Origin of the sequence: Streptomyces similanensis (assembly GCF_039543625.1) — a bacterium.
Lineage (GTDB): Bacteria > Actinomycetota > Actinomycetes > Streptomycetales > Streptomycetaceae > Streptomyces > Streptomyces similanensis.
In genome coordinates, this window is the sequence record NZ_BAABKC010000049.1 from 63,793 (window position 1) to 85,326 (window position 21,534).

Below are 21,534 nucleotides of genomic sequence, written 5' to 3' on the forward strand. Positions count from 1 at the left end.
CGGAGGTAGCTTCCGGGGCATGACGACATCCGAGCCCCTGAGCGCGGTCTCGCGCACCGCCCTGTCCGTGGCCCTGGTCAGGGCCGTCGAGACCGCCCGGCCCGAGCCGCTCTTCCGGGACCCCTACGCCGCGGCCTTCGTCACCGCCTCCGGGACGCCCCGGCCCCCGGCCGACCGGACCGGCGACTTCGCCCGGGCCCTCGCCTTCCAGGGCGTGATCCGCACCCGCTTCTACGACGACCGCCTCCTCGCGGCCGGCTGCGACCAGGTCGTCCTGCTCGCCGCCGGGCTGGACACCCGCGCCTACCGCCTGGACTGGCGGCCCGGCACCCGCCTGTTCGAACTGGACTTCGCGCCCGTGCTGGCGTTCAAGGAACGCGTCCTCGCCCAGGAGACGGCCGCGGCCCGCTGCGAGCGCACCGCCGTCGCCGCCGACCTGCTCGGCGACGACTGGCCGGACCTGCTGCTGCGGGCCGGCTTCGACCCGGCCCGGCCGACCGCGTGGCTGGCCGAAGGACTCCTGGTCTACCTCGCCGAGCACGAGGCCGCACAGCTGCTGTCGACCGTGGGCGCCCTCTCCGCGGCCGGCAGCCGCCTCTTCCTCGAACGGGGCAGGGACGTGCGCGCCACCCCGAGCGAGGCCGCCCTCGCGCCCCTCACCGACCTGTGGAAGGGCGGACTCGGCCCCGGCACCCACGAGTGGCTCGCCCGGCACGGCTGGTCCGTGCGGATCAGCGACCTCGTCACCGTCGCCGCCGACTACGGACGCCCCACCCAGCGGGCCACCACCGCCGGATTCCTCAGCGCCCTGCGCACCGCGCCCGACCGGGACGCGCCCGCCGAACGGCCGGTGGCGCGGACCTGACCCCGCGCCCGCACCCCCGCACTCCCGGCCACCCGGCGCGGCGCCCCGGCCGGTACCCCGATTGCCCGCGCCCAGGGCGGCTACTCGGCACCCATGACACACACCACGCGCACCCGCCGCGCCGCGGCCGCAGCAGGCCGTCTCCTGCCCGACGAAGCCGGTCCCGGCCGCATCCTGCGCGCCGTCGACCGGCTCGAACGGTTCTCCGGAGCCGACCGGATGCTCGACAGGATCCGCGACGCCGTCCACGCCGTGCCCCTGGGCCCGCTCCGCGACGGCCTGCACGGACGGTGGCTCGGCCACCCCGTCCACCCCGTCATGGTGCAGCTGCCCATCGGCAGCTGGATGTCGGCGGCCGTCCTCGACTTCATCCCGGGACAGCGCCGCGCCGTCCGCACCCTGATCGCCACCGGACTGCTCACCGCCACACCGGCCGCCGTCTCCGGCCTGGTCGACTGGGCCGAGCTGCACCCCCAGCAGATGCGCGTCGGCGCCGTCCACGCCGTCGCCAACATGACGGCCCTCGCCCTGTACACCGGGTCGCTCACCGCGCGGCTGCGCGGCCGGGAGGCCCGCGGCAAGCTGCTCGGCCTCGCCGGACTCGGCGCGGTCGCCGCGGGCGGCGCGCTCGGCGGCCACCTGGCCTACCGGCAGGCCTCCGGCGCCAACCACGCCGAACACGTGCCGCACCTGGTCTCCCCGGGCTGGCACCCGGTCGCCGAACTCGCCGACCTGCCCGACGGCACTCCCGTGCGGCGCGAGATCGACGGCATCGCCGTCGTCGTGGTCCGCCAGGGCCCCCGGACGGTGTACGTCCTCGCCGAACGGTGCAGCCACATGGCGGGCCCCCTCTCCGAGGGCGCCGTCGAGGAAGGGTGCCTGCGCTGCCCCTGGCACGGCAGCGTCTTCCGCCTCTCCGACGGCTGGAACGTCCAGGGCCCGGCCACCGCGCCCCAGCCCGCCTTCGACACCCGCGTCGTCGACGACCGGGTGGAGGCCCGGCTGCGCACCCCGTGACCGGCCCCCGGCAGCCCGCCCGCACCCCGTCCCCGGTGGACCGGGTGCGGCGCGACGACCGCGGCAAACCCGGTCCGGCGCACGGCGGTTCGGGCTAGAGTCGACGGGCGGTCGGGCGCCGAAGCGCTCCGTGGCGCGCCGACCGGACCCGGTCCCGATCAGTGAGGTGGCAGCCCGTGCGCATCGTCGACCTCGCCGCGCTCGGCGAGTCCTTCACCCGCGACCCCTACCCGGTCTACGCGCGGCTGCGGGCCAAGGGCCCGGTGCACCGTATCCGGATGCCCGAGGGCGGCGCCGAGGCCTGGCTCGTCGTCGGCCACGAGGCCGGCCGCGCCGCACTCGCCGACCCCCGGCTCACCAAGGACTGGAGCAAGGCGTCCCCCGCGCTGCCGCTGGGCTCGGTCGCCTCCGGCCCCCACATGCTCATCGCCGACCCGCCCGAGCACACCCGGCTGCGCAGGCTGGTCTCGCGCGAGTTCACCCCGCGCCGGGTGGAGGAACTCGCCCCGCGCGTCCAGAAGACCACCGACGCGCTCCTGGACGCGATGCTCGCCGCGCCCGACGGCCGTGCCGACCTCGTGGAGGCGCTGTCCTTCCCGCTGCCGATCTCCGTCATCTGCGAACTCCTCGGCGTCCCCGACCTCGACCGCGACTCCTTCCGCACCTGGTCCAACGACGCCACCGGCGCCCTCGACCCGGAGCTGCGCCGCGGCGCGGCGGCCGCCATGGCGCGGTACATCGAGGACCTGGTCGCGGCCAAGCGCCGGAACCCCGGCGACGATCTCCTGAGCGGGCTGATCCACGGCACCGACGACGACGGCGACGGCCTCACACGCGAGGAACTCGTCGGCATGGCCTGGCTGCTGCTCGTCGCCGGCCACGAGACCACCGTCAACCTCATCTCCAACGGCGTCCTCGCCCTGCTCACCCACCCGGAGCAGCTGGCCGCCCTGCGCGCCGACCTCTCGCTCATCGACGGCGCGGTCGAGGAGATGCTGCGCTACGACGGCCCGGTGGAGACCCCCACCTACCGCTTCACCACCGAACCGCTCACCCTGGCCGGCACCCCCGTTCCGGGCGGCGGCGAACTCGTCCTCGTCGCCCTCGCCGACGCCGACCGCGACCCCGCGCGCTTCCCCGAACCCGACCGGTTCGACATCCGCCGGGACGCCCGCGGCCACATCGCCTTCGGCCACGGCATCCACTACTGCCTGGGCGCGCCGCTGGCCCGCCTGGAGGCGCGCGTCGCCGTCCGGACGCTGCTGGAGCGCTGCCCCGACCTGGCCCTGGACATCCATCCGGCGGCGATCACCTGGCGGCCCGGACTGCTGATCCGCGGGCCGCTGAGCCTGCCGGTGCGCTTCGGGCGGCAGCCCGCCGGCCCGCGACGCGGCTGACGCCCCCACGGCCCTTCAGCACGCCTTGCGCCACACCCCGAGTTCCGGCTTCTTGCGCATCGACGACAGCCGCAGCCGCCGGGACTCGGCGCAGAAGCTGCTGGTCGGCTCCGCGTACTCGACGTGGAAGACCGCCTTGCCGGCCGCGACGAACGGGGTGAGCCGCGCGCACTCGCCGTACTGCGCGCACTCCTCGTTGACGGCGAAGTCGAAGTCGCCCACCAGCTGCGGGATCTGCGGCAGGTCGTTCTTCAGCCCCACCGACAGGCCCCGCTCGTGCGCGATCGCGGCGATCATCCGGTTGTAGCGGAGCTGGTCGCGGGCGGTGAGCGGGAAGCCGGTGTGGTTGCCGTAGCCCTCCACCAGGTCGGGCTCCACCGCGTCGAACCCCTTGTCCCGGCACATGTCGAACCGCCGCTCCATGAGCGGCCGCAGCACGTCGACGCGGCGGATGTCGAGCCAGCGCTCGCCCTTCCAGCCGTTGGCCGCGCCGAGCACCGAGCGCGGGAAGGCGTCCTTGTCGGGCCGGAAGTCCTCCCAGGAGCCGACGTTGACGTAGCAGATCACCTTGCGGCCCGCGCGGTGCAGCCGGGCCACGTCCGCAGCGGAGTTCTCGAAGCCGTCGATGTCGTAGACGGGCACGTCGGCGGACGGGTCCACCCTGCCGTCCAGCTGCCACTGCCAGGCCAGCCCCGGACGCGGCCGCCACCGGGCCGTGCGGGGGCCGCCGGAGGCGGTGGCGGAGCCGGAGGCGGCGGAGGGGGCGGGCCGGCCGGTCGCGGGCGGGGACGAGGAGCCGGGCGCCGAGGGCCGCGCGGAGCCCGACGCCGTGCCCTCCGAGCCGTGCGAGCCGCCCGGACCATGTGTGCCGCCCGGATCACGTGTGCCGCCTGTGCCGGACGGCCGGTGCGCGCCCTCGCCGCGGTCGGCGCCGGAGCAGCCGGTCAGCGCCGACAGCGCCAGGGCGACCAGCACGGCCGCACCCGTCAGTGCCGTCTTCCTCATCGCTCCGTCCCGGTCAGTGCGGGGGTCAACTCGACCCAGGGGTTGGGGGGTTCGCCGGTCACCGGCCCGCAGACGGCCGCGCCGCGCTCGCGCGCCGTGCGCACGGCCAGCGGCACCAGCGCCTCGGGCACGCCGTAGACGAGGTGGCAGAGCCGTCCGGGCGGCTGCCGGGCGGCCCACGACGGGCGGCTGAACGCCGACACGTAGGTCGACCAGTGCCCCTCGAAGGTGACCGTCAGATCGGCGAGCCGGACATAACCGGGCGCCGGGTGCACACCCGGGTTCAGCACCACCGTCCCGGCGCCGAGCCGGCGGACCGAGCGCACGAGCCCCCGGCAGGCGGCCAGCCCGTCCGGCGCCGCGGTCACCCGGTCGAGGAAGCAGCCGTCGACCGCGTACCACTCCCGGTGCCGGCGCACCTCGTCGGCGACCTCGGCCGCGTCGCGCGTCCCGTAGTCGGTGTCCACGTACCCGAGCAGCCGCGCCCCGGCCTCCCGCAGCGCGCCCGCCACCGAGGCGAACGCCGGATCGGGGGCGTCGCCCGGTCCGCTGGCCGGGTTCAGCACCACCCCGTAGGTGTGCGCCGCCGCCCTGATCAGCCGGTGCCAGGCGCCGGGATCCTCGGCGGGGTGGACGTACAGCGGAATGAGCAAATTCACGGCGTGCCGTCGCCTCCCGGATCGTGCGGGCCGGCCTGAGCCGCCGCCCACAGCGCGGCCAGCGACTCGTCGAGGGTGTGTTCCGGCCGCCAGCCCAGGGCCGTGTGGGCGGCGGTGATGTCGGAGCACTGCCAGGACACCCGCGCCGAGCGGTCCGAGCCGCCCTCGTCCTCCTCGATCCGCCCCGCGAAGCCCGCCGCCGCGGCCAGCCGGCGCACCAGCTCGCGCACCCGGACGGCCTCGCCGCCGCCGATGTTGAGCACCGGCGGCAGCGGTCCGGCGGCGGTGACCGCGAGCCCCACCGCGCGCGCCACGTCGCGTACGTCGACGAAGTCGCGGTACGCCGACAGGTCGCCCAGCCGCAGCACCGCGCTGGGGTCCGGTCCTGCCGTGCGCAGCAGCGCGGTGATCCGGCCGGGCAGCCCGGTGACCGGCGCCCCGGGCCCCACCGGGTTGCCCACCCGCAGCACCACCGCGTCGAGGCCGGAGCCGGTCACCGCGACCGTGCCCGCGAGCTTGGTGGCTCCGTACGGGCCGAGCGGACAGGTGACGGCCGACTCGGTCGCCTTCGTCCCGGGCGTGCCGGGGCCGTACTCGGCGGCCGAGCCGAGGTGTACCAGCCGGGCGGCGGGCGCCGCCTCGCGCAGCGCGGCGGCGAGCAGGGCGGGGCCGCGGGCGTTGACCTCCGCGAGCGTGACGGCGTCGCCGCCGGTCGCGCCCGCGCAGTTGACGACGGCGTCCGGGGTCACCGACTCGATCAGTTCGGTCACCCGTTTGAGCGGGTCGCGGCCGAGATCGATCCGGGCGCCGACGCCGGCGCCCGGGGAGCGGCCGGCGCCGGACACCCGGGCGCCGGGCAGGCCCCGCAGGTGTCCGACGACGTGGCGGCCCAGATATCCGGTGCCGCCGAGGACGAGAATGCGCATGTGGTGCTCAGGCTCCCTTGAGCAGAAGCGACTTGCGGGTGGTGAACTCGGCGTTGGCCCGGTCGTAGTCGTCGGGGCGGCCGATGTCCAGCCAGTATCCGTCGAACTCGTAGGCGTGCGGCGGGCGTCCGTCGGCGAGCAGGTCGAGCACCAGTTCGTCGAAGCCCAGCGGCAGACCGGGCGTGTAGCCGTCGAGCGTGGTGCGCGAGAGCCCGTAGACGCCCATGGAGACGCGGTAGTCCATCTTCGGTTTCTCGGTGAAGGCGACCACCTTGCTCGCGTCCGTGGTCAGCACGCCGAAGTCGATGTGCACCTGACGGGCGTACGTGGCGATGGTCAGCGGGGCGTCCGAGACACGGTGCCGGCGCAGGACGTCGGCGTAGTCGAGGTCGGTGAGGACGTCGCCGTTCATCACCAGGAACGTCTCGGGCAGCCGCTCGCGCATGGTCAGCAGCGGGCCCATGGTGCCGAGCGGACTCTCCTCGGTGGAGTAGTCGACGCGCATGCCCCACTGGGAGCCGTCGCCGACGTAGGCGCGGATGATCTCGCCCAGGTGGCCGATGGCGATGGTGCAGCTGGCGAAGCCGGCCGCGGAGAGCTGGCGCAGCACGATCTCCAGGATGGCGTGCTGGTCGCCGATGGGCACGAGCGGCTTGGGCAGCGCCGTGGTGTAGGGCCGCAGCCGGACGCCCTTGCCTCCGGCCAGTATCACTGCGTGCATGGGCCTCTCCTTCGTGGACGTGCCGGACGGGTCAGATGTTGTAGATGCCGGTCTTGTAGCGGGCCAGGTTGGCCGGGTCGCGGAAGAACTGCACGGTGTGCGCGAGGCCCTGCTCCAGGGTGTGCGCGGGCTGCCAGCCGGTGGCCTCGGCCAGCCGGGTCGCGTCCGCGACCAGCCGCATCACCTCCGAGTTGGCCGGGCGCAGCCGCTCGGAGTCCTCGCGCACGTCCAGCGGGGTGTCCATCACCTTGCCGATCAGCGCGACGAGGTCGCCGACCGAGATCTCCCCGCCGGTGCCGGCGTTGAAGGTGCGCCCCACCACCCGCTCGGCCGCGGCCGTGCCCACCGCGAGGAACGCCCGCGCGGTGTCCTTGACGAAGGTGAAGTCGCGGGTGGGACGCAGGTCGCCGAGGGTGATGGTGCGCTGCCCGGCGGCCACCTGGCCGATGACGGTGGGGATCACCGCGCGCATCGACTGGCGCGGCCCGAAGGTGTTGAAGGGCCGCAGCGTGACCACCGGGGTGTCGAAGCTCGCGTGGTAGCTGTCGGCGAGCCGGTCCCCGCCCGCCTTCGAGGCGGCGTACGGCGACTGGGTGTGGATGGGGTGGTCCTCGGTGATCGGCACCGTCTGCGCGGTGCCGTAGGTCTCGCTGGTGGAGGTGTGCACCAGGCGCGGTGTGCCGAGGGCGCGGACCGCCTCCAGCACGTTGAGGGTGCCGGTGACGTTGGTGTCCACGTAGCTGTGCGGCGCCTGGTAGGAGTAGGGGATGGCGATGAGGGCCGCCAGGTGGTAGGCGCAGTCGGCCCCGTCGAGCAGCCCGCGCACGGAGCCGGGGTCGCGGACGTCGCCGAGGACGATCTCCACCTGGTCCAGGACGTCGGCGGACAGGGTCTCCAGCCAGCCGTAGGAGGAGAAGGAGTTGTACTGGGCCATGGCCCTGACCCGATAGCCGGAGGCGACCAGGGCCTCGGTGAGGTGGGAGCCGATGAAGCCCTCGGCTCCGGTGACGGCGGCGAGCGGTGCGGAAGTCAACTCGTTGTCCTTTCGGTCACGTTGCTTGGCATACGTCTGGTGCGGGTGCGGGTGCGGGTGCGGGTGCGGGTGCGGGTGCTGGGGCGGGGCGGGGTCGGGTCGCCGCGTTCGCGGGGTGCGGCGCGCACCTCGGGAGGGGGAGGCGGCCGCACCGCCGGCCCGGGCGCCGTCCGCGCGGTGGGCCGGCCGGTCACATGTGCGGGGCCGGGCGGCCGAGCAGCCGCAGCACACAGGCCGCCAGACACAGCGCGGCGACGCCGCAGCACAGTGGCAGCGCGGCCGCCCCGGGTGGCAGCCGCAGCAGGGCGACCGCGCCCGCGCAGCCGGCCGCCAGGGCGCAGACACCGGCCGGCGGCCAGCCCGCGCCGAACGCCTGGAGCAGCAGCGCCGTCCACAACGTGGCGGCCAGGAACAGCAGTTCGGCCGGTGGCGCACCGGTGAGCAGCGCCGCGGGCAGCAGCGGCGCCAGATAGGCGAGCAGGCACAGGCCGAGGATCCCGGCCGAGCGCAGCAGGAAGCCGGCCGGTGTCGCGGCCCGGCGCAGCGCCGTCACCGACCAGCCGCGGTAGCGGTACAGCAGCCACTCGGCCGGTCCCATGCTCACCGTCAGCGCGATCACCGCGTACGGGTGCCGGCGGCCCTCCAGCAGCACCAGGACCGCGGCGGCCAGGCCGAACAGACCGTACGGCAGGGACACCGCGAGGCGCGGACGCGGGCCGTCGGCGGCGGCCGGGGCCGCGAGGACGACCCGCAGCGCCCGGGCCGTGGCCGCGAGGGTGGCCGCGAGCGCGAGCAGCGGCAGCCCGGCCCGCGGCAGCGTCCCCGGCTCCCCCCACGGCAGCAGCGCGGAACCGGCGGCCAGCGGACTGAGCGCGGCCAGCAGCCACCGCTCCCGTGCCAGCACCAGCAGCACTCCGGCGGCGGCCAGATACGCCGACTGCGCGGCCGCCACCCACAGCACCGTGGCGCCGCCGGCCAGCGGAGCGGCGGCGGCCGTGGCCAGCACGGCGCCCAGCGGGGCCCCGGTCAGCAGCGTCCGGCCGGCCTCTCGGCGGCCGGTGGTCATCCGCAGGTGGGCGCGGTGGCCCAGGGCCTGGCCCCACGCCCAGGAGACGACGCCCGCCACGACGAGCGCGGACACGTGCGCGCCGGGGCGCCACAGCGGTCCGGCGAGCAGATAGGCCAGTCCGGGCAGCGCGAACAGGACTCCGCGCAGCAGGCAGCGCACATGGTCCGGTCGCCACGGGTCGCTCGCGGGCGCGGGCTCGGGGAAGGTGCGCGGGACCCGCTCGTAGAGCGCCGAGGCCAGCGAGAACAGGTTCGGGTGCCCGTACCGGTGCCGGATGACGTCGGCGGACAGTCCTTCCGCCTCCAGCAGCGCGGCGACCTCGTAGGGGTGCACGGCGGGGCCGATCCGGTCGGCCAGTTCGGCGGCGAGCCCGCTCACCTCCGCCTCGTCGGGGCCGAGCTGCGGCAGCCGCAGGGCGAGGGTGCTGTCGTCACCGCGGCGCGCCCGGACACGCCGGGGGCCGGCGAGCCGGATCGCCAGCGTGTCCTGCTCCGTCCCGCCCGGTTCCAGGGACATGGGCCCGCTCATATGGCCACGCTCCCCGCGACCGGCCCGGCCTGGGATGCCGGCGCGTCGGCCGGTCCGGTCGCGACGGCGGTCACACCCGCCGCACCCGCCACACCCACTGGTCCGTGCGGTCCGCCCGGCCCCGCGGCTCCCGCCGTGGCGGCGCGGAGGTCCGTGCGGACAGCCGCCGCCGTCGCGGCGGCCGGGGCCTGCCGTCGCGCCGACAGCTCCAGGTAGATGGAGCGGAAGGTGTCGATGGTCTGGCGCAGCGTGAACTGCTCGATGACCCGCAGCCGGGCCGCCTCGCCCATCGCCCGGCGGCGTCCGGGATCGCCCAGCAGCCGCAGCGCGGCGGCGGCCATGGCGGCCGGGTCGCGCGGCGGCACCACCAGGCCGGTGTCGCCGACGGCCTCCCGCACTCCGCCCACGTCGGTGGAGACGGTGGCCCGGCCGCACGACATGGCCTCGATCAGGGTGAACGGGAATCCCTCGCTGATGCTGGACAGCATCACCACGTTCCCGGCGGCGTAGGCGTCCTTGATCTCCTCCACCCGGCCCTCGAACCGGACGGCGTCCCCCTGTCCGAGCTCGGCGGCCAGCGCCTCGCAGCGCTCCCGGTAGGCCTCGCCGCCGCGCGGGGTGCCGCCGAACAACCTGAGCCGCGCGTCGGGGAGTTCGGCCCGTACCAGGGCGAAGGCGCGGATCAGGGTCTCCAGGTCCTTGATCGGATCGACCCGGCCCGCCCAGCTGAGCGTGGGCGACTCGGGCTCGGGCCCGGCCGGCGGAAAGGCGGCCGGGTCCACGCCGTTGTAGACGGTGCGGATGGCCTGCGGGTCGGCGCCGCCCTCCTCCTCCCACAGCCGGTTGTAGCGGTTGCCGGGGGTGATCAGCGCGGCCTTGCGGTAGCTCTCCTCGGCCAGCAGCCGGAAGAAGCCGAGGACGACCGCCTTCACCGGCCAGCGGTACGGCGCGGTGCGGTAGCCGAGGTAGCGCTCGCGCAGGTAGACGCCGTGCTCGGTCAGCAGCAGCGGGACGCCGTGCTGTTCGAGCGCGGCCAGTCCGGGCAGTACGGCGACCCCGCCGCTGACGGCGTGCGCCACGCCGCCGCCCGGCGTCGGCGCGGCCAGCGGCCGCAGCGCGTGCTCCAGCAGGCCGGTGGCGGTGAGCGCGTCGTGCAGCGTCGGCCCGGCCTCGCGCACCACCAGTCCGGGCCGGTTCCACACGGCGCTCAGCACCGAGACCGCCTGGTCGCCGCGGAGGAAGGGGCTCAGCGTGCCGTCGGCGGCGGCCCGCGCCATCGTGTACAGCGCCGGGGCGAAGCCGTCCTCGGCGCACGGATCGAGCAGCGCCGTCAGGAACCGCTCGTAGGCGGCGGCGAGCCGGTTGCGGGCGCGCCCGCGCGGCGCACGGCCCTCGGGCGGGTCGCCCCACATGGGGACGGACAGCACCCGGGACACGTGCCCGGGCAGGTCCCACACGACCGGCTCGCGGCCGGTGCCGGTGACGGCGAGCACGTCGAACTCCAGGTCCGGCATGCCCTGGACGAGCTGGTCGCACCAGACGCTGACGCCGCCGTGACTGTGCGGGTAGGTGCCTTCGGTGAGCAGGGTGACGCGCGCCGGGTCGGTGCGGCGCGCGCCGTGGTGAACGTGCATCGAGGTGCTCCACGGCCGAGGTGTGAGGTGGTCGTGCCGGTCCCGGCCGCGCGGTGGCGGCCGGGACCGGTGGTGCTCGGTGCGCCGTTCAGTCCGTCGCGGTACCGGCGGTCGGCCGGCTCACACCCGCGGGGATCCGGGTGCGGGGTGCGGGGACGGTGATCTTGACGGAGGCGGTGCCCGGGACGACGGCGTGCGCCGGCGCCGACGAGGGCACGGTGAAGACCAGCGGCAGCCCGAGGGTGCTGCTGGTCCAGCCGGACCTCGCGCCCGCGTAGGCCGTGCCGAACGCGCCCAGGCCCTGGGTGGTGCCGGTGGGCATGGTGGCGGTGACGGCCAGTCCGGCGGGTGCCGACACGGTGACCGTGCTGCCGACCCGGTACGCGGTGACCTGGCCGGCCCGTACGGCCGACTGCCAGGCGGCGCGCCGCTTCAGCTCGGTGCCGATGTCCTTCATCCGCAGGTTCACCAGGGGGGTGCTGTCGGTGAACAGGGCGTGGTAGCCGTCCAGCACACCGTTCAGGACCGGGTAGGCGAGACGGTCCTCGGCGAGGTTGGACTGGTGGATGAAGTGCGGCTTGGGGTCGCCGGCGAGGACGTGCCCGAGGGCGATGCGGGTCTCCAGCGGCACGATGTGGTCGGTGTAGCCGGTGGTGGTGTCCAGCGGGGCCGGCAGGCAGGTGGTGGTGGCCGGGTTGTCCTCGCAGATGCCGCTGCCGCCCTGGGCGCGGCTGGTGTAGATCCAGTTGTACTCGTCGACCTGCTCGCTCGCGTGCCCGGCGTTGTAGAAGACGTTCATCGGGTAGCGGGAGACGGTCGTGGCGGGGCCGACCTGGCGCTGGGCGGGGTCGCGGGAGTTGTCGGAGGCGAGCCAGGCGACGCCGTTGTCGGTGAGCGCCGGGCCGAGGTTCGGGTTGTCGGCGGGCTGCTGCGGCAGGATCCGCAGACCCGAGTGCTCGCCGGTGACCAACTCGTCGTTCTGCAGCGGCAGTCCGGCGCTCTGGCCCCAGACCCGGTTGAGGGCGATCTCGTCGGAGATGTCCTGCCGGCTGACCCACTTGGTGCTGCCGTCGGCGTTGGTGGCGCACTTCCAGGGCACCACCGTGACGTCCTGCTGGCAGCCGAGGAAGGCGTGCGTGTAGGTGTGGTTGACCCAGCGGAACTGGTCGCGGTCGGCGATCAGCTTGTCGGCGAGCGCGTCGGCGCCGTTGTGGTCCGACCGCTCGTCGACGCTGCCGGCGCCGTTGTAGACCAGGTCGAGGGTGAAACCGTGGTCCTTCTCCCACGCGGTGGCGTAGTCGACGTCGGCCGGGGTCATGCGGATGGGGTCGGGGGTGCCCTCCCCGATGGGGCAGTCCACGTCGCCGGGCGTGCAGTTGAGCCGGGTGTCCCAGCGGTCGTCGGCGGCGAACACGTCGTCGACGTGCACGCCGAAGTAGTTCCGGGTGGCGCCCAGGTGCACGCCGCCGGTCATCCACTCCACGATGCCGCGGGCCAGCAGACGGAACTGCTGCTGGTACTGGTTGTAGACGAAGGTGACGACGAGTTCGCGCCGCCCGTCGTGCCGGTACTCGCCGACCAGGGAGCCGCGGGTGGAGCCGCCCGGGATCGGGGCCTCGACGTACGGGGTGAAGTCGGCGCCGGGCGCCGGCTGGGCCAGGTAGGCGTAACTCTCGCCGACGGTGGGGGAGTTGTCCTCGAAGGGCACGGCTCCGTCGAGATACCCGAAGGGCCCCGCCTTGCCCGCCGCCGTCACCTGGGCCTGTACGCCGTCGATGCTGCCGGAGTAGCCGCCGGCCGTCGGGTACTGAAGTCCCGCCTCGGGGCGGGCGTAGGTGTAGGCGTCGACCTGCGGGATGCCGTAGGCCGACTCGTAGGTCGCGAGGGCCGTCATCTCGGCGGAGCCCGCCGGGAACGGGTTGTCGTTGGGCAGGACGACGGCCTGGTACTTCGCCCGCGGCCGGCCGTTCACCGTGTCGGCGAGGAAGGCGGCGTCGATCACGGGTCTGCCGGACTGCGTCAGATCGATCTTGGTGTAGGGCGTGCCCGCGGTGTCGAGTTCGGCGGCGATCGCGTCGGTGGCGGGGCCGCCGTCGCTGACGATCAGCGTGCGCAGGTCGACACGGGGCGCGGTGGTGTCGGCGTGCGCGGCGCCCGCGGGCACCCCCAGCGCGGCGACGAGCGCGCCCACCGTGAGCGCGGTGGTGCGAATGGTCCGCTTCATTGCGGTGAAGTCCTCTCCCCCCGGGCAGGGGTGAGCACGGCTCCGCGGAGCGGACGCACCCCCTTGCGCGACGCCGGCATCCCCTCGAGACCGGTCGCCACACATCCGTCGCGTCATATGGTGATGGGTTTGTGTGACTTTCGTGGCAGTACTGCGCGTCCTGACGGAAAAACGCAGGTGACCACGGTGTCGGCCGCGGCCGCGGAACGCGCTTGCGGTGGCCCGGCGGCAGCCGTGGCACGAGAGGGCCCGCGGGGGCGCGTGCGCAGGTCGGGGCGGGTGCGGGCACCGGCGGACCGGCTCCGGTCCGCCGGCGGGGGCGCCGCCGGCGCGCGCGTGCCGACTCCTCGGCCGCAGGCCGGAATCAGGTCATCGCGGACGGCGCCCACGGCGCTCAGGCGCAGGCCACCCGGACGTCCGGCGTGTAGACCGGGCCGCCGTTGGTGTTCGCGCTGTCGCTGAACTCGGCGTAGAAGTACGAGTAGAAGCCGATGTTGCCGTTGCAGCCCGAGTCGGCGGCGATCTGCAGGGTCAGGGTCACGGTGCGGCTCTGGCCGGGCGGGATCGTCGCGCCGTAGTTGCCGCCGAGGTTGGCCGGGCCGGTGCCCGAACAGGGGGTGCTGCCGGCGGCCGTGGCCAGCGTGCAGCCGGTGAAGCTGTACTTCAGGTCGGGCCGCTGGGTGGTCAGCCAGGTGGGGTCGATCGTCTGGTAGACGAACCAGACGTCGTAGGTCCGGTTGTTGGTCAGCGTCATGGACAGCTGGACCGAGCCGCCGGGCGTGGTCGTCGCGGTGTCGGTGGAGAACGTCAGGGCGGCCGGGGCCGGGTCCGCGCTCGCGGTGGGGGCGAGGCCGAAGACGGCGAGGACGAGACCGAGGACGGTGGCGAGGCCGAGGCGCCGCATCAGAGGTGATCGCATGGCCCGGGAGGCTAGAGAAGCGACAGTCGCCCCGTCTGCCCCTCGGGTGCCGCCCTGAGGCCGGCCTGGCCGAAGGTGTGCGGAGCGTGAAGGCCCGGTGGGGAAGTGGTGCGGCCGCGTGTGCGACAGTCGAACACGCACCGTATCGACATGGTGACGGGGTGGCTCCAGGGGGCGGCCGGAGCGCGCGCCGGTCGGAATCCGGTAGTCCGCGTCCGCTCACTTTGGCGCGTACCCGACGCTCGGTGGCGGTGGCGGTGGCGGTGGCGGTGGCGGTGGCGGTGGAGCGCGAGCCGGGAGCTTGCCGGTGGCGAACACCTGCGTCCGCGGGGCGACTTGTGAGCGTTTCAAGAACTTCGGTCCGCAACGTTGACCCGCCCTGGCGGCCGCTGCACATTACCTAACGGTAGAACCCGCCGGTAGCCCTCGCGTCCGTCCTCCGCGAGCGCCGCACCGTCCTCGCGCCCGCCTCCCGAGACGAGAAAAGAGAGCACATGTCGAAGAAGCATGCGCTGCGCCGTGTCATGACCGCGACAATGGCGGTCGCCGGGGCGCTGGCCCTCGGCCTGTCCGGGGCCTCCGCCCAGGCCGCCACCTCCCTCGACTACGTCGCCCTCGGCGACAGCTACAGCGCCGGCTCCGGCGTCCTGCCCGTCGACGTCACCAACCTGCTCTGTCTGCGCTCCACCGCCGACTACCCCCACGTCATCGCCTCCCGGACCGGCGCCCGCCTCAAGGACGCGACCTGCGGAGGCGCCCAGACCAAGGACTTCACCCAGTCCCAGTACCCGCTGGTCGCCCCGCAGGTCCAGGCCCTCGGCACGGGCACCGACCTGGTGACCCTCACCATCGGCGGCAACGACAACGGCACCTTCATCAACGCCCTGACCGCCTGCGCCACGGCGGGCGTCCTCAGCGGCGGCGCCGGCAGCCCCTGCGAGGACCAGAACGGCACCCACTTCGACGACCAGATCGACGCCACCACCTACCCCGCACTCAAAGCCGCCCTGAGCGCCGTCCGCGACAAGGCGCCCCACGCCCGCGTGGCCGTCCTCGGATACCCCTGGATCACCCCGGCCGCCCCCGACCCCTCCTGCTTCGTCAAACTGCCCGTCGCCTCCGGTGACGTGGCCTACCTGCGCGGCATCCAGGCGCATCTGAACGCCGTCGTGCAACGCGCCGCCGAGGAGAGCGGCGCCACCTACGTGGACTTCGCCCAGGCGTCCGAGGGGCACGACGCCTGCAAGCCGGACGGCACCCGCTGGATCGAACCGCTCCTGTTCGGCAAGAACATCGTCCCCGTCCACCCCAACGCCCTCGGCGAGCAGCGCATGGCCGAACGGACCATGAGCGTCCTCGGCCTCGGCTGACCGGAGCGCGCGTCCGGCCCGGCGGTCAGCCCTCGTCGTCGAACATGGCCAGCAGCGCCCGCTCGTCGATCTCCCGCTCGGGCCGGCCGCCGTGCGGGACCTGCTCGGCCCAGACCGTCTTGCCCTGCCGCATGTAACGGGCGCCCCAGTTCGTGGTGAACTGCGCCACCAGGAACAGTCCGCGCCCGCCCTCCTCGGTCGTGGCCGCCCGCCGCAGCCGAGGCGAGGTGTTGCTGCGGTCGGACACCTCGCAGATCAGCGAGTCGCCCCGCAGCAGCCTGAGGCCCACCGGGCCCTGGCCGCCGTAGCGCACGGCGTTGGTGACCAGCTCGCTGACCACCAGGCTGGTACTGGAGTCGAGGTCCGCCATGTCCCACGCCGCCAGCTGGGCGGAGGTCACCGCCCGGGCCCGCGCCACCACCGACGGATCGGAGGCGAACTCCCAGGACGCCACCCGGTCCTCGGGCAGCGCGTGCACCCGGGCCAGCAGCAGGGCCACGTCGTCGTGCGGGCCGCCGGGCAGCAGGGTCCGGGTGACCCCGTCGCACACGTCCTCCAGCACCGGACCGCTCTCGTCCAGCGAGGCCAGCAGCCGGGCCAGACGCGCGTCGGTGTCCCCGTAGCCGCGCTCCTCCTTCAGCAGTCCGTCGGTGTACAGGGCCAGCAGACTGCCGGCCGGCACGGCGACCGTCGCGGACTCGTACGGCTGGATCCCGCCGAGCCCGAGCGGCGGCCCGGCCGGCAGGTCGATCAGGTGCGCCCCGCCGTCCGGGGGCAGCAGCGCGGGCGGCGGATGGCCGGCGCGCGCCGCCGTGCAGCGGCAGGACACCGGGTCGTACACGGCGTACAGACAGGTCGCCCCCGTCGCCGGGTCCTGTTCGCCGTCCGGGGAGCCGCCCGGCTCGGTCAGGGTGTGGCTGACCAGGTCGTCCAGATGGCTCAGCACCTCCTCCGGCAGCAGGTCCTGCCCGGCCAGCGTCTGCACCGCCGTGCGCAGCCGGCCCATGGTCGCCGCCGCCTGGAGCCCGTTGCCCGGCACATCCCCGACGACCAGCGCCACCCGCATCCCGGACAGCGGGATCGCGTCGAACCAGTCGCCGCCCACGCCCGCCCAGGCGTCCGCGGGCAGATAGCGCGAGGCCAGACCGGCGGCGCTGACCCGGGGCAGGGCGCGCGGCAGCAGACTGCGCTGGAGCGTCAGGGACGCCTGGTGCTCCCGGCGGTAGTGGCGGGCGTTGTCCACGCTGATCGCGGCCCGGGCGGCCAGCTCACCCGCCAGCGTCAGATCGTCCTGCTCGAACGGCCGCCCGCCGCCACGGCGGTAGAACCCGGCGAGCCCCAGCACGCAACCGCGGGCGCACAACGGCGCGCCCAGGTAGTGGTGCACGCCCTCGCCGAGCAGCTCGACCGGGTGCGCGCTCCGGGCCGGGAGCCCGGTCAGCGCGGCGGTCGGCACCGAGTCGGCGACCGGCCGCTCGGTCTCCAGACAGCGTGCCTGCGGGGTGCCGGCCGGGTAGCCGACGGGCTCGCCCACGCCGCCGGCCGGAGCGCCTTCGTGCTCCTCGCCCGCCCAGGCCGCCACCCGGCGCAGCGCCTTGGCGGGGCACGGCCGGCCCAGCGGCGGCTCCGCGCCCGTCAGGGCGCTCTCGACGAGATCGACGACGACCAGGTCCGCGAAGTCCGGCACGGCGATCTTCGCCAGCTCCTCGGCGGTGCGCCGCATGTCCAGGGTGGTGCCGAGCCGGCCGCCCGCCTCGTTCAGCAGGGACAGCCGGCCGCGCGCCTGTGCGGCGATCCGGCCGACGCCCGGCTCGCCCACCAGCAGCAGCCACCGGTCGGCGGGCTCGGCGTCGGACGACCGGTCCGCCGCCGGTCGTCCGTTCCCGGGTTCCGCGGCCGGGCGCGCCCGTGCCGCGGCCGGATCCGGGCCCTGCGACTCGGGTGCCACGGGTGCCATGGACGGGGGGCGTTCCGCCTCGGACGGGGGAGGCCCGGTCCCCGCCGACTCCGGTCGCGGCGGTTCGATCCGGTCCCGGCCGCCCCGTTCCCGGCCGCCCGCCGCCAGGTCGGGAAGGCCCAGCAGAGGCACCTCACGGCCGTCGGGCGCGGTCGCCGTCGCCGTGACGGTGCGGGGTGTGGCCGCCGTACCGCGCCGGTCCGCGAAGCCGACCTCGACCGCCGCGCCCCCGGCCTCGCCGTGCCGCAGCTCCCGGCGGCGCAGCAGCGCGACGCGCCCGCCCGCCAGCGTCACCTCGGCGTACGGCTCGCCGCCCGCGGAGATCAGCTCGATGGCCCGCTCCAGCAGCGCCGTCCGCTCCCGCGCGCTCAGCTCGGGCACCGGTCCGCCGGGCCGCAGCAGCTCCCCGGAGCCGAGGTCCAGGCGGCCCCTGCCTCCGGTCCGCCCGGCCCGGCCGAAGGAGCGCAGCAGCTCGCGTTCGCGGGCCGAGCTCAGCTCCAGCATCCGGTCCCCGATGCGCTCGGTGGCGTCCTGCAGCATCAGCGCCATCCCGGGCTCGCCCAGCTCCCGGGGGACGGAGAGGTTGACCGCGCCCTGCACGCTGCCGCTGACCGGGTCGCGCACCGGCGCGGCCATGCAGGTCAGCTCCTTGAGACTGTGCAGGAAGTGCTCCTGGCCGACGACGACGAACGGCGCCCGGGTGCTCAGCACCATGCTGACGCTGCTGGTCCCCATGAACCGCTCGTCGACGTTGGCGCCCTGCACCAGCGAGGCCGCGTCCATCAGGTCAAGCCCCGCCGGGTCGCCCCGCCGGTCCACGATCCGCGCCTGCGCGTCGGCCAGCGCGATCGTGATGGGCAGGCCGGAGAAGCGGGCGCGCAGCCGGTCGAGCACCGGGCCCGCGGCCCTGATCAGCCGGGCGTCCGGATCGAGGTCGCGCTCGACCGGCAGGACGACGCCCTCCTGGTCGATGCCGAGCGAGTGCGAGCGCTGCCAGGACGCGAGGATTTCCGGACGGACGCCGGCGACCGGCGGCTCCCGGTTGCCGTGACCGCCCGCAGGAGTGGGGTAGGACTCCACCCAGCCAGCGTAAGCGGACGGCGTGGCATCCGCTCGGCACGCCCATCCGCGGCCGCTCGCGCCCACCCGGCCCCCCACGCACGCGACCGCTCCCGCACACCGTGCGGGAGCGGTCGCGGGTGAGCGAGGGCCGCCGCGCCGCGGGCGCCTGCGCGGAGGAACCCGGGCGACGGCGCCCGGTAGATCAGGCGGCGCAGTGGAACTTCGCGTCCGCCCAGTCGCCGTGGTCGCCGGACTTCGTGCCGTCCGTGTCCGTCACCACCAGATGGACATGGCGGGCCCCCGCCAGCGGCACGTCCACCGGCAGCGGGTCGGACGTGCCGGTGACGGTGGGGGAGGACCACACCGTCCTGCCGTCCGCGACGACCGAGAAGGAGACGCCTCCGTAGCCGTTGATCTCGTCGTCGATGCCCGCGGTCGCGGTCAGCGCGGAGCACCGGCCGCCGAGCCAGAACTCGATGTCGGAGTCGGCGTGCACACCGATGCCCTTGGCGTGGGCCGTGCCGTTCAGGGTGAGCGGGTGCCCGTCGCCCGCGGCCGACTCCCCGTTGCTCAGGTCGCGCTCGGCCGGCCCGTAGCCGTTGGCGGAGTTCAGCCAGGGCAGGTCGCTCGCCCAGCTGTCGCCGCCGGGCGGGGCCGGCATGGTGCGCAGCGCGGACCGCTGTGCGGTGACGTGGTCCTCGCCCGCCGCCCGGTAGCGTGCCGTCGCGGTCAGCACGGCCTCGCCCGCCGTGGCCCCGGCCGGCGCCGTCACGGTGAAGTCCGCGCTCACCCGCTCGCCCGGCTTCAGCCGCCCCACGGTCCGCTCCGGCGAGACGGTCCAGCCCTGCGGTGCGCTCACCGACAGCCGGGTCGCGGAGCTGCCCGTGCGGCCCGCGGTGAACTCCGCCGTGACCTTGCCGGACATCCCGGCGCCCAGTTCCTCGGGACGGGTCAGCGAGACGGCGCCCGTGGCCGCGGGAACCCTGCCGCCCACCGCGCTCGCCCCGGCCAGGTCGACCCGGAACCCGCGGGCGGTGCTCAGCGAGCGGGTCTTGACGTGCACGACCCCGGCCCGGTCCGAGGCGTCGTACCACCAGCCCTCGGCGGCGGCGTCGAAGGCCGCCTTCGAGGCGGACCCGGGGAGGGCACGGCCGTCCAGGGCGACGTGCCCCGGCGAGGAACCGGTGTGCACGGTGAAGGCGTACGGGCGGCTCTTCTGCTTGCCGGTGAAGTCGCCCTTCGCCGCGCCGACCGCGATGCGCACCGCCCCCGCACCGTCGCGCGGCGCGGTCACGGTCACCGGCTGCTCGGAGTACGCGCCCGCGCGGTGCGCGCGGGTGACGCCGTCGTCCTCGTAGAGGGTGAAGGAGCTGCCGCCCCGCGGGTAGACGTCCCAGGCGAGCGGGGAGCCGGCGGTGCGGTCCTGGTAGGAGTTCACGCCCGGCCACATCGGGATCACGGCGCCCGCCTTCACGAACAGCGGCAGGGTGTCCAGCGGCGCCTGGTAGCCGTCCACCGTGGTCGGGCCGTGGTAGGTCCGGCCGGACCAGTAGTCGATCCAGTCGCCCTCGGGCAGGTAGATGCCGTTCCGGACGGCGGTGTCGCTGTAGACGGGCGCGACGAGGAAGTCCTCGCCGGTCAGGAACTCGTACTTGGCCGCGTCGCCGGCCGCCTTCGCGTCGCCCGGGTACTCCAGCGCCAGCGGCCGCACGGGGCCGACACCGGTGCGGTGGGCCTCGGCCGCGTACGTGTACATGTACGGCAGCAGGGACTCCTTGAGCTTCAGGTACTTGCGGTTGACGCTGGTGTACGGCTCGCCGTACTGATAGGGCTGCTTGTCCTTGGCGGCCCAGCCGTCCATGGTCATCACGGCCGGCAGGAACGACTTCCACTCCAGGTCGCGGGTGTACGTCTTGGCGCTGCCGCCGAAGATCCCGTCGACGTCGCCGGTGGTGTAGGCGAGGCCGGACATGGTGGCGCCCGCGTAGGTGGGTATCTGCCAGCGGATGTAGTCCCAGCTGCCGGACTGGTCGCCGCTCCACTGCACACCGCAGCGCTGCGCGCCCGACCAGCTCTCCGGCGCCCAGGTGAAGCCGCGCGCGTCGCTGTTGTCCTCGATGCCGCGGTAGGCGTCCTTGCAGCCGTCCAGGGCGAACTTGTAGCCGTCGCCCACCCAGGCCACGTCCAGTTTGGCCACCCGCTGGCCCGCCTTGACCTGGTCGGCCAGCTTGTCGAGGCCGTTCTCGGTCCACAGGCCCATCTGCGCCTTGCGGGAGTTCAGGCCCTGCGCGGTCTCGGCGAGGTCCTCGTAGCCGCAGCCGTAGCCGTCGTTGACGAGCATCCAGCCCAGCGGCATGTCGTTCTTCGCGTAGTCGTCGGCGACCTTCAGGGCGTCCAGGGTGTGCCGCTCGCCCCGGTTCGCGTTGTGCAGGTAGCAGTCGGAGTCGCCTACCTCCAGGCCGTAGACCGGCGGCAGCATCGGCCGGCCGGTGAGCTTGGTGTACGCGCCGATGACGTCCTTGGCGGAGGCGCCGGCGAAGTAGTAGGCGTCGAACCGGTTCTCCCGCTCGGTGGTGGTGACCGGGTCGGTGAAGGCGTACGTGCCGGGGGCGTAGGTGTTGCGGTAGACGCCGTAGCCGGCCGAAGAGAGGTAGAACGGGACGGAGTTGGGGTGGCCGCCCTCGTTCCAGTCGTAGTCGACGCCCACTTCCAGGGTCTTGCCGCGGTGCGAGGTGTTGCCGCTGCCGTTCTGCTCGCCCGCGCCGTAGAACTGCTCGTCGGCGCCGCGCGCGAGGGTCTGCGTGGTGGCGGTGCCGTTCCAGCTGATGCCGCGGGACTCCGTCCACAGCCGGGTGCCGTCGGCCCGGTACAGGGCGAACCGCAGCGGCGCTTTGTACACCCGCAACGTCACTTCGGCCGTGGACAGTTCGTAGCGGTCGCCGCGGTCGGACCAGCGGGTGGCGGGCGGCTTGCCCTGCGGCAGCACGATGTCGTCGCCGACCGGGTCGGTGAAGGTCCCGTCCGGGGCCGCCTCGATGCGGAAGGTGTCGGCGGAGACGAACGAGACGCGGGCCTTGGCCGCGCCCGCGGTGAAGGTGTAGACGGCGCCCGACGCGGAGAAGCCGGTGACCGACCCGATCTCGGTGTC

At 74.7% G+C, this 21,534-nt stretch carries 15 protein-coding genes; 4 read left to right on the forward strand and 11 right to left on the reverse strand.

The features are described 5' to 3' along the window. Window positions 1-19 precede the first annotated feature (19 nt). The 3 genes from ABEB07_RS17780 to ABEB07_RS17790 all read left to right on the forward strand — a co-directional run bounded on the left by ABEB07_RS17780 (window position 20) and on the right by ABEB07_RS17790 (window position 3,279). Window positions 20-865 carry an SAM-dependent methyltransferase gene (locus tag ABEB07_RS17780; RefSeq protein ID WP_345669224.1) on the forward strand — a complete coding sequence of 282 codons (846 nt, stop codon included), beginning with the start codon at window positions 20-22 and terminating at the stop codon, window positions 863-865. A 93-nt stretch (window positions 866-958) separates the two neighbouring features. Next, window positions 959-1,882, forward strand: a complete 924-nt coding sequence (locus tag ABEB07_RS17785) for a Rieske (2Fe-2S) protein (protein WP_345669225.1) — start codon at window positions 959-961, stop codon at window positions 1,880-1,882. 176 nt (window positions 1,883-2,058) lie between these two features. After that, window positions 2,059-3,279, forward strand: a complete 1,221-nt coding sequence (locus ABEB07_RS17790; protein WP_345669227.1) for a cytochrome P450 family protein — start codon at window positions 2,059-2,061, stop codon at window positions 3,277-3,279. 15 nt (window positions 3,280-3,294) lie between these two features. Here the strand turns inward: ABEB07_RS17790 and ABEB07_RS17795 are convergent, their stop codons facing one another. The 9 genes from ABEB07_RS17795 to ABEB07_RS17835 form a co-directional block, all read right to left on the reverse strand. Beyond that, complete coding sequence (locus tag ABEB07_RS17795; protein WP_345669228.1) at window positions 3,295-4,284, reverse strand: endo alpha-1,4 polygalactosaminidase; 990 nt, start codon at window positions 4,282-4,284, stop codon at window positions 3,295-3,297. Continuing rightward, on the reverse strand, window positions 4,281-4,943 hold the full coding sequence (locus tag ABEB07_RS17800) for a spherulation-specific family 4 protein (protein ID WP_345669229.1): 663 nt from the start codon (window positions 4,941-4,943) through the stop codon (window positions 4,281-4,283). The genes ABEB07_RS17795 and ABEB07_RS17800 overlap by 4 nt, the downstream gene beginning before the upstream one ends. Continuing rightward, window positions 4,940-5,869, reverse strand: coding sequence for an NAD-dependent epimerase/dehydratase family protein (locus ABEB07_RS17805; RefSeq protein ID WP_345669230.1), 930 nt, complete (start codon window positions 5,867-5,869; stop codon window positions 4,940-4,942). The genes ABEB07_RS17800 and ABEB07_RS17805 overlap by 4 nt, the downstream gene beginning before the upstream one ends. 7 nt (window positions 5,870-5,876) lie before the next feature. Further along, a complete protein-coding gene (locus tag ABEB07_RS17810; RefSeq protein WP_164588281.1) occupies window positions 5,877-6,590 on the reverse strand; it encodes a nucleotidyltransferase family protein in 714 nt (237 codons plus the stop codon). 31 nt (window positions 6,591-6,621) lie between these two features. Then, window positions 6,622-7,623, reverse strand: coding sequence for a GDP-mannose 4,6-dehydratase (locus ABEB07_RS17815; RefSeq protein WP_345669231.1), 1,002 nt, complete (start codon window positions 7,621-7,623; stop codon window positions 6,622-6,624). A gap of 190 nt (window positions 7,624-7,813) precedes the next feature. Continuing rightward, window positions 7,814-9,220: a hypothetical protein gene (locus ABEB07_RS17820; protein ID WP_345669232.1), complete on the reverse strand. Its 1,407-nt coding sequence runs from the start codon at window positions 9,218-9,220 to the stop codon at window positions 7,814-7,816. Then, a complete protein-coding gene (pelF, locus tag ABEB07_RS17825; RefSeq protein ID WP_345669233.1) occupies window positions 9,217-10,854 on the reverse strand; it encodes a GT4 family glycosyltransferase PelF in 1,638 nt (545 codons plus the stop codon). Before pelF ends, ABEB07_RS17820 begins: the two co-directional genes overlap by 4 nt. An 88-nt stretch (window positions 10,855-10,942) precedes the next feature. After that, complete coding sequence (locus ABEB07_RS17830) at window positions 10,943-13,078, reverse strand: hypothetical protein (RefSeq protein ID WP_176147783.1); 2,136 nt, start codon at window positions 13,076-13,078, stop codon at window positions 10,943-10,945. A 394-nt stretch (window positions 13,079-13,472) separates the two neighbouring features. Beyond that, complete coding sequence (locus tag ABEB07_RS17835; RefSeq protein WP_345669234.1) at window positions 13,473-13,997, reverse strand: hypothetical protein; 525 nt, start codon at window positions 13,995-13,997, stop codon at window positions 13,473-13,475. A gap of 494 nt (window positions 13,998-14,491) precedes the next feature. Here ABEB07_RS17835 and ABEB07_RS17840 point away from each other — a divergent pair, with 494 nt between their 5' ends. After that, window positions 14,492-15,367, forward strand: coding sequence for an SGNH/GDSL hydrolase family protein (locus ABEB07_RS17840; RefSeq protein WP_345669235.1), 876 nt, complete (start codon window positions 14,492-14,494; stop codon window positions 15,365-15,367). Between the two features lie 25 nt (window positions 15,368-15,392). Here ABEB07_RS17840 and ABEB07_RS17845 read toward each other — a convergent pair whose 3' ends face one another. After that, a complete protein-coding gene (locus ABEB07_RS17845; RefSeq protein ID WP_345669236.1) occupies window positions 15,393-18,404 on the reverse strand; it encodes a SpoIIE family protein phosphatase in 3,012 nt (1,003 codons plus the stop codon). Window positions 18,405-18,588: 184 nt separating this feature from the next. Continuing rightward, on the reverse strand, window positions 18,589-21,534 hold a 2,946-nt coding region (locus ABEB07_RS17850), incomplete at its 5' end, for an NPCBM/NEW2 domain-containing protein (RefSeq protein WP_345669237.1).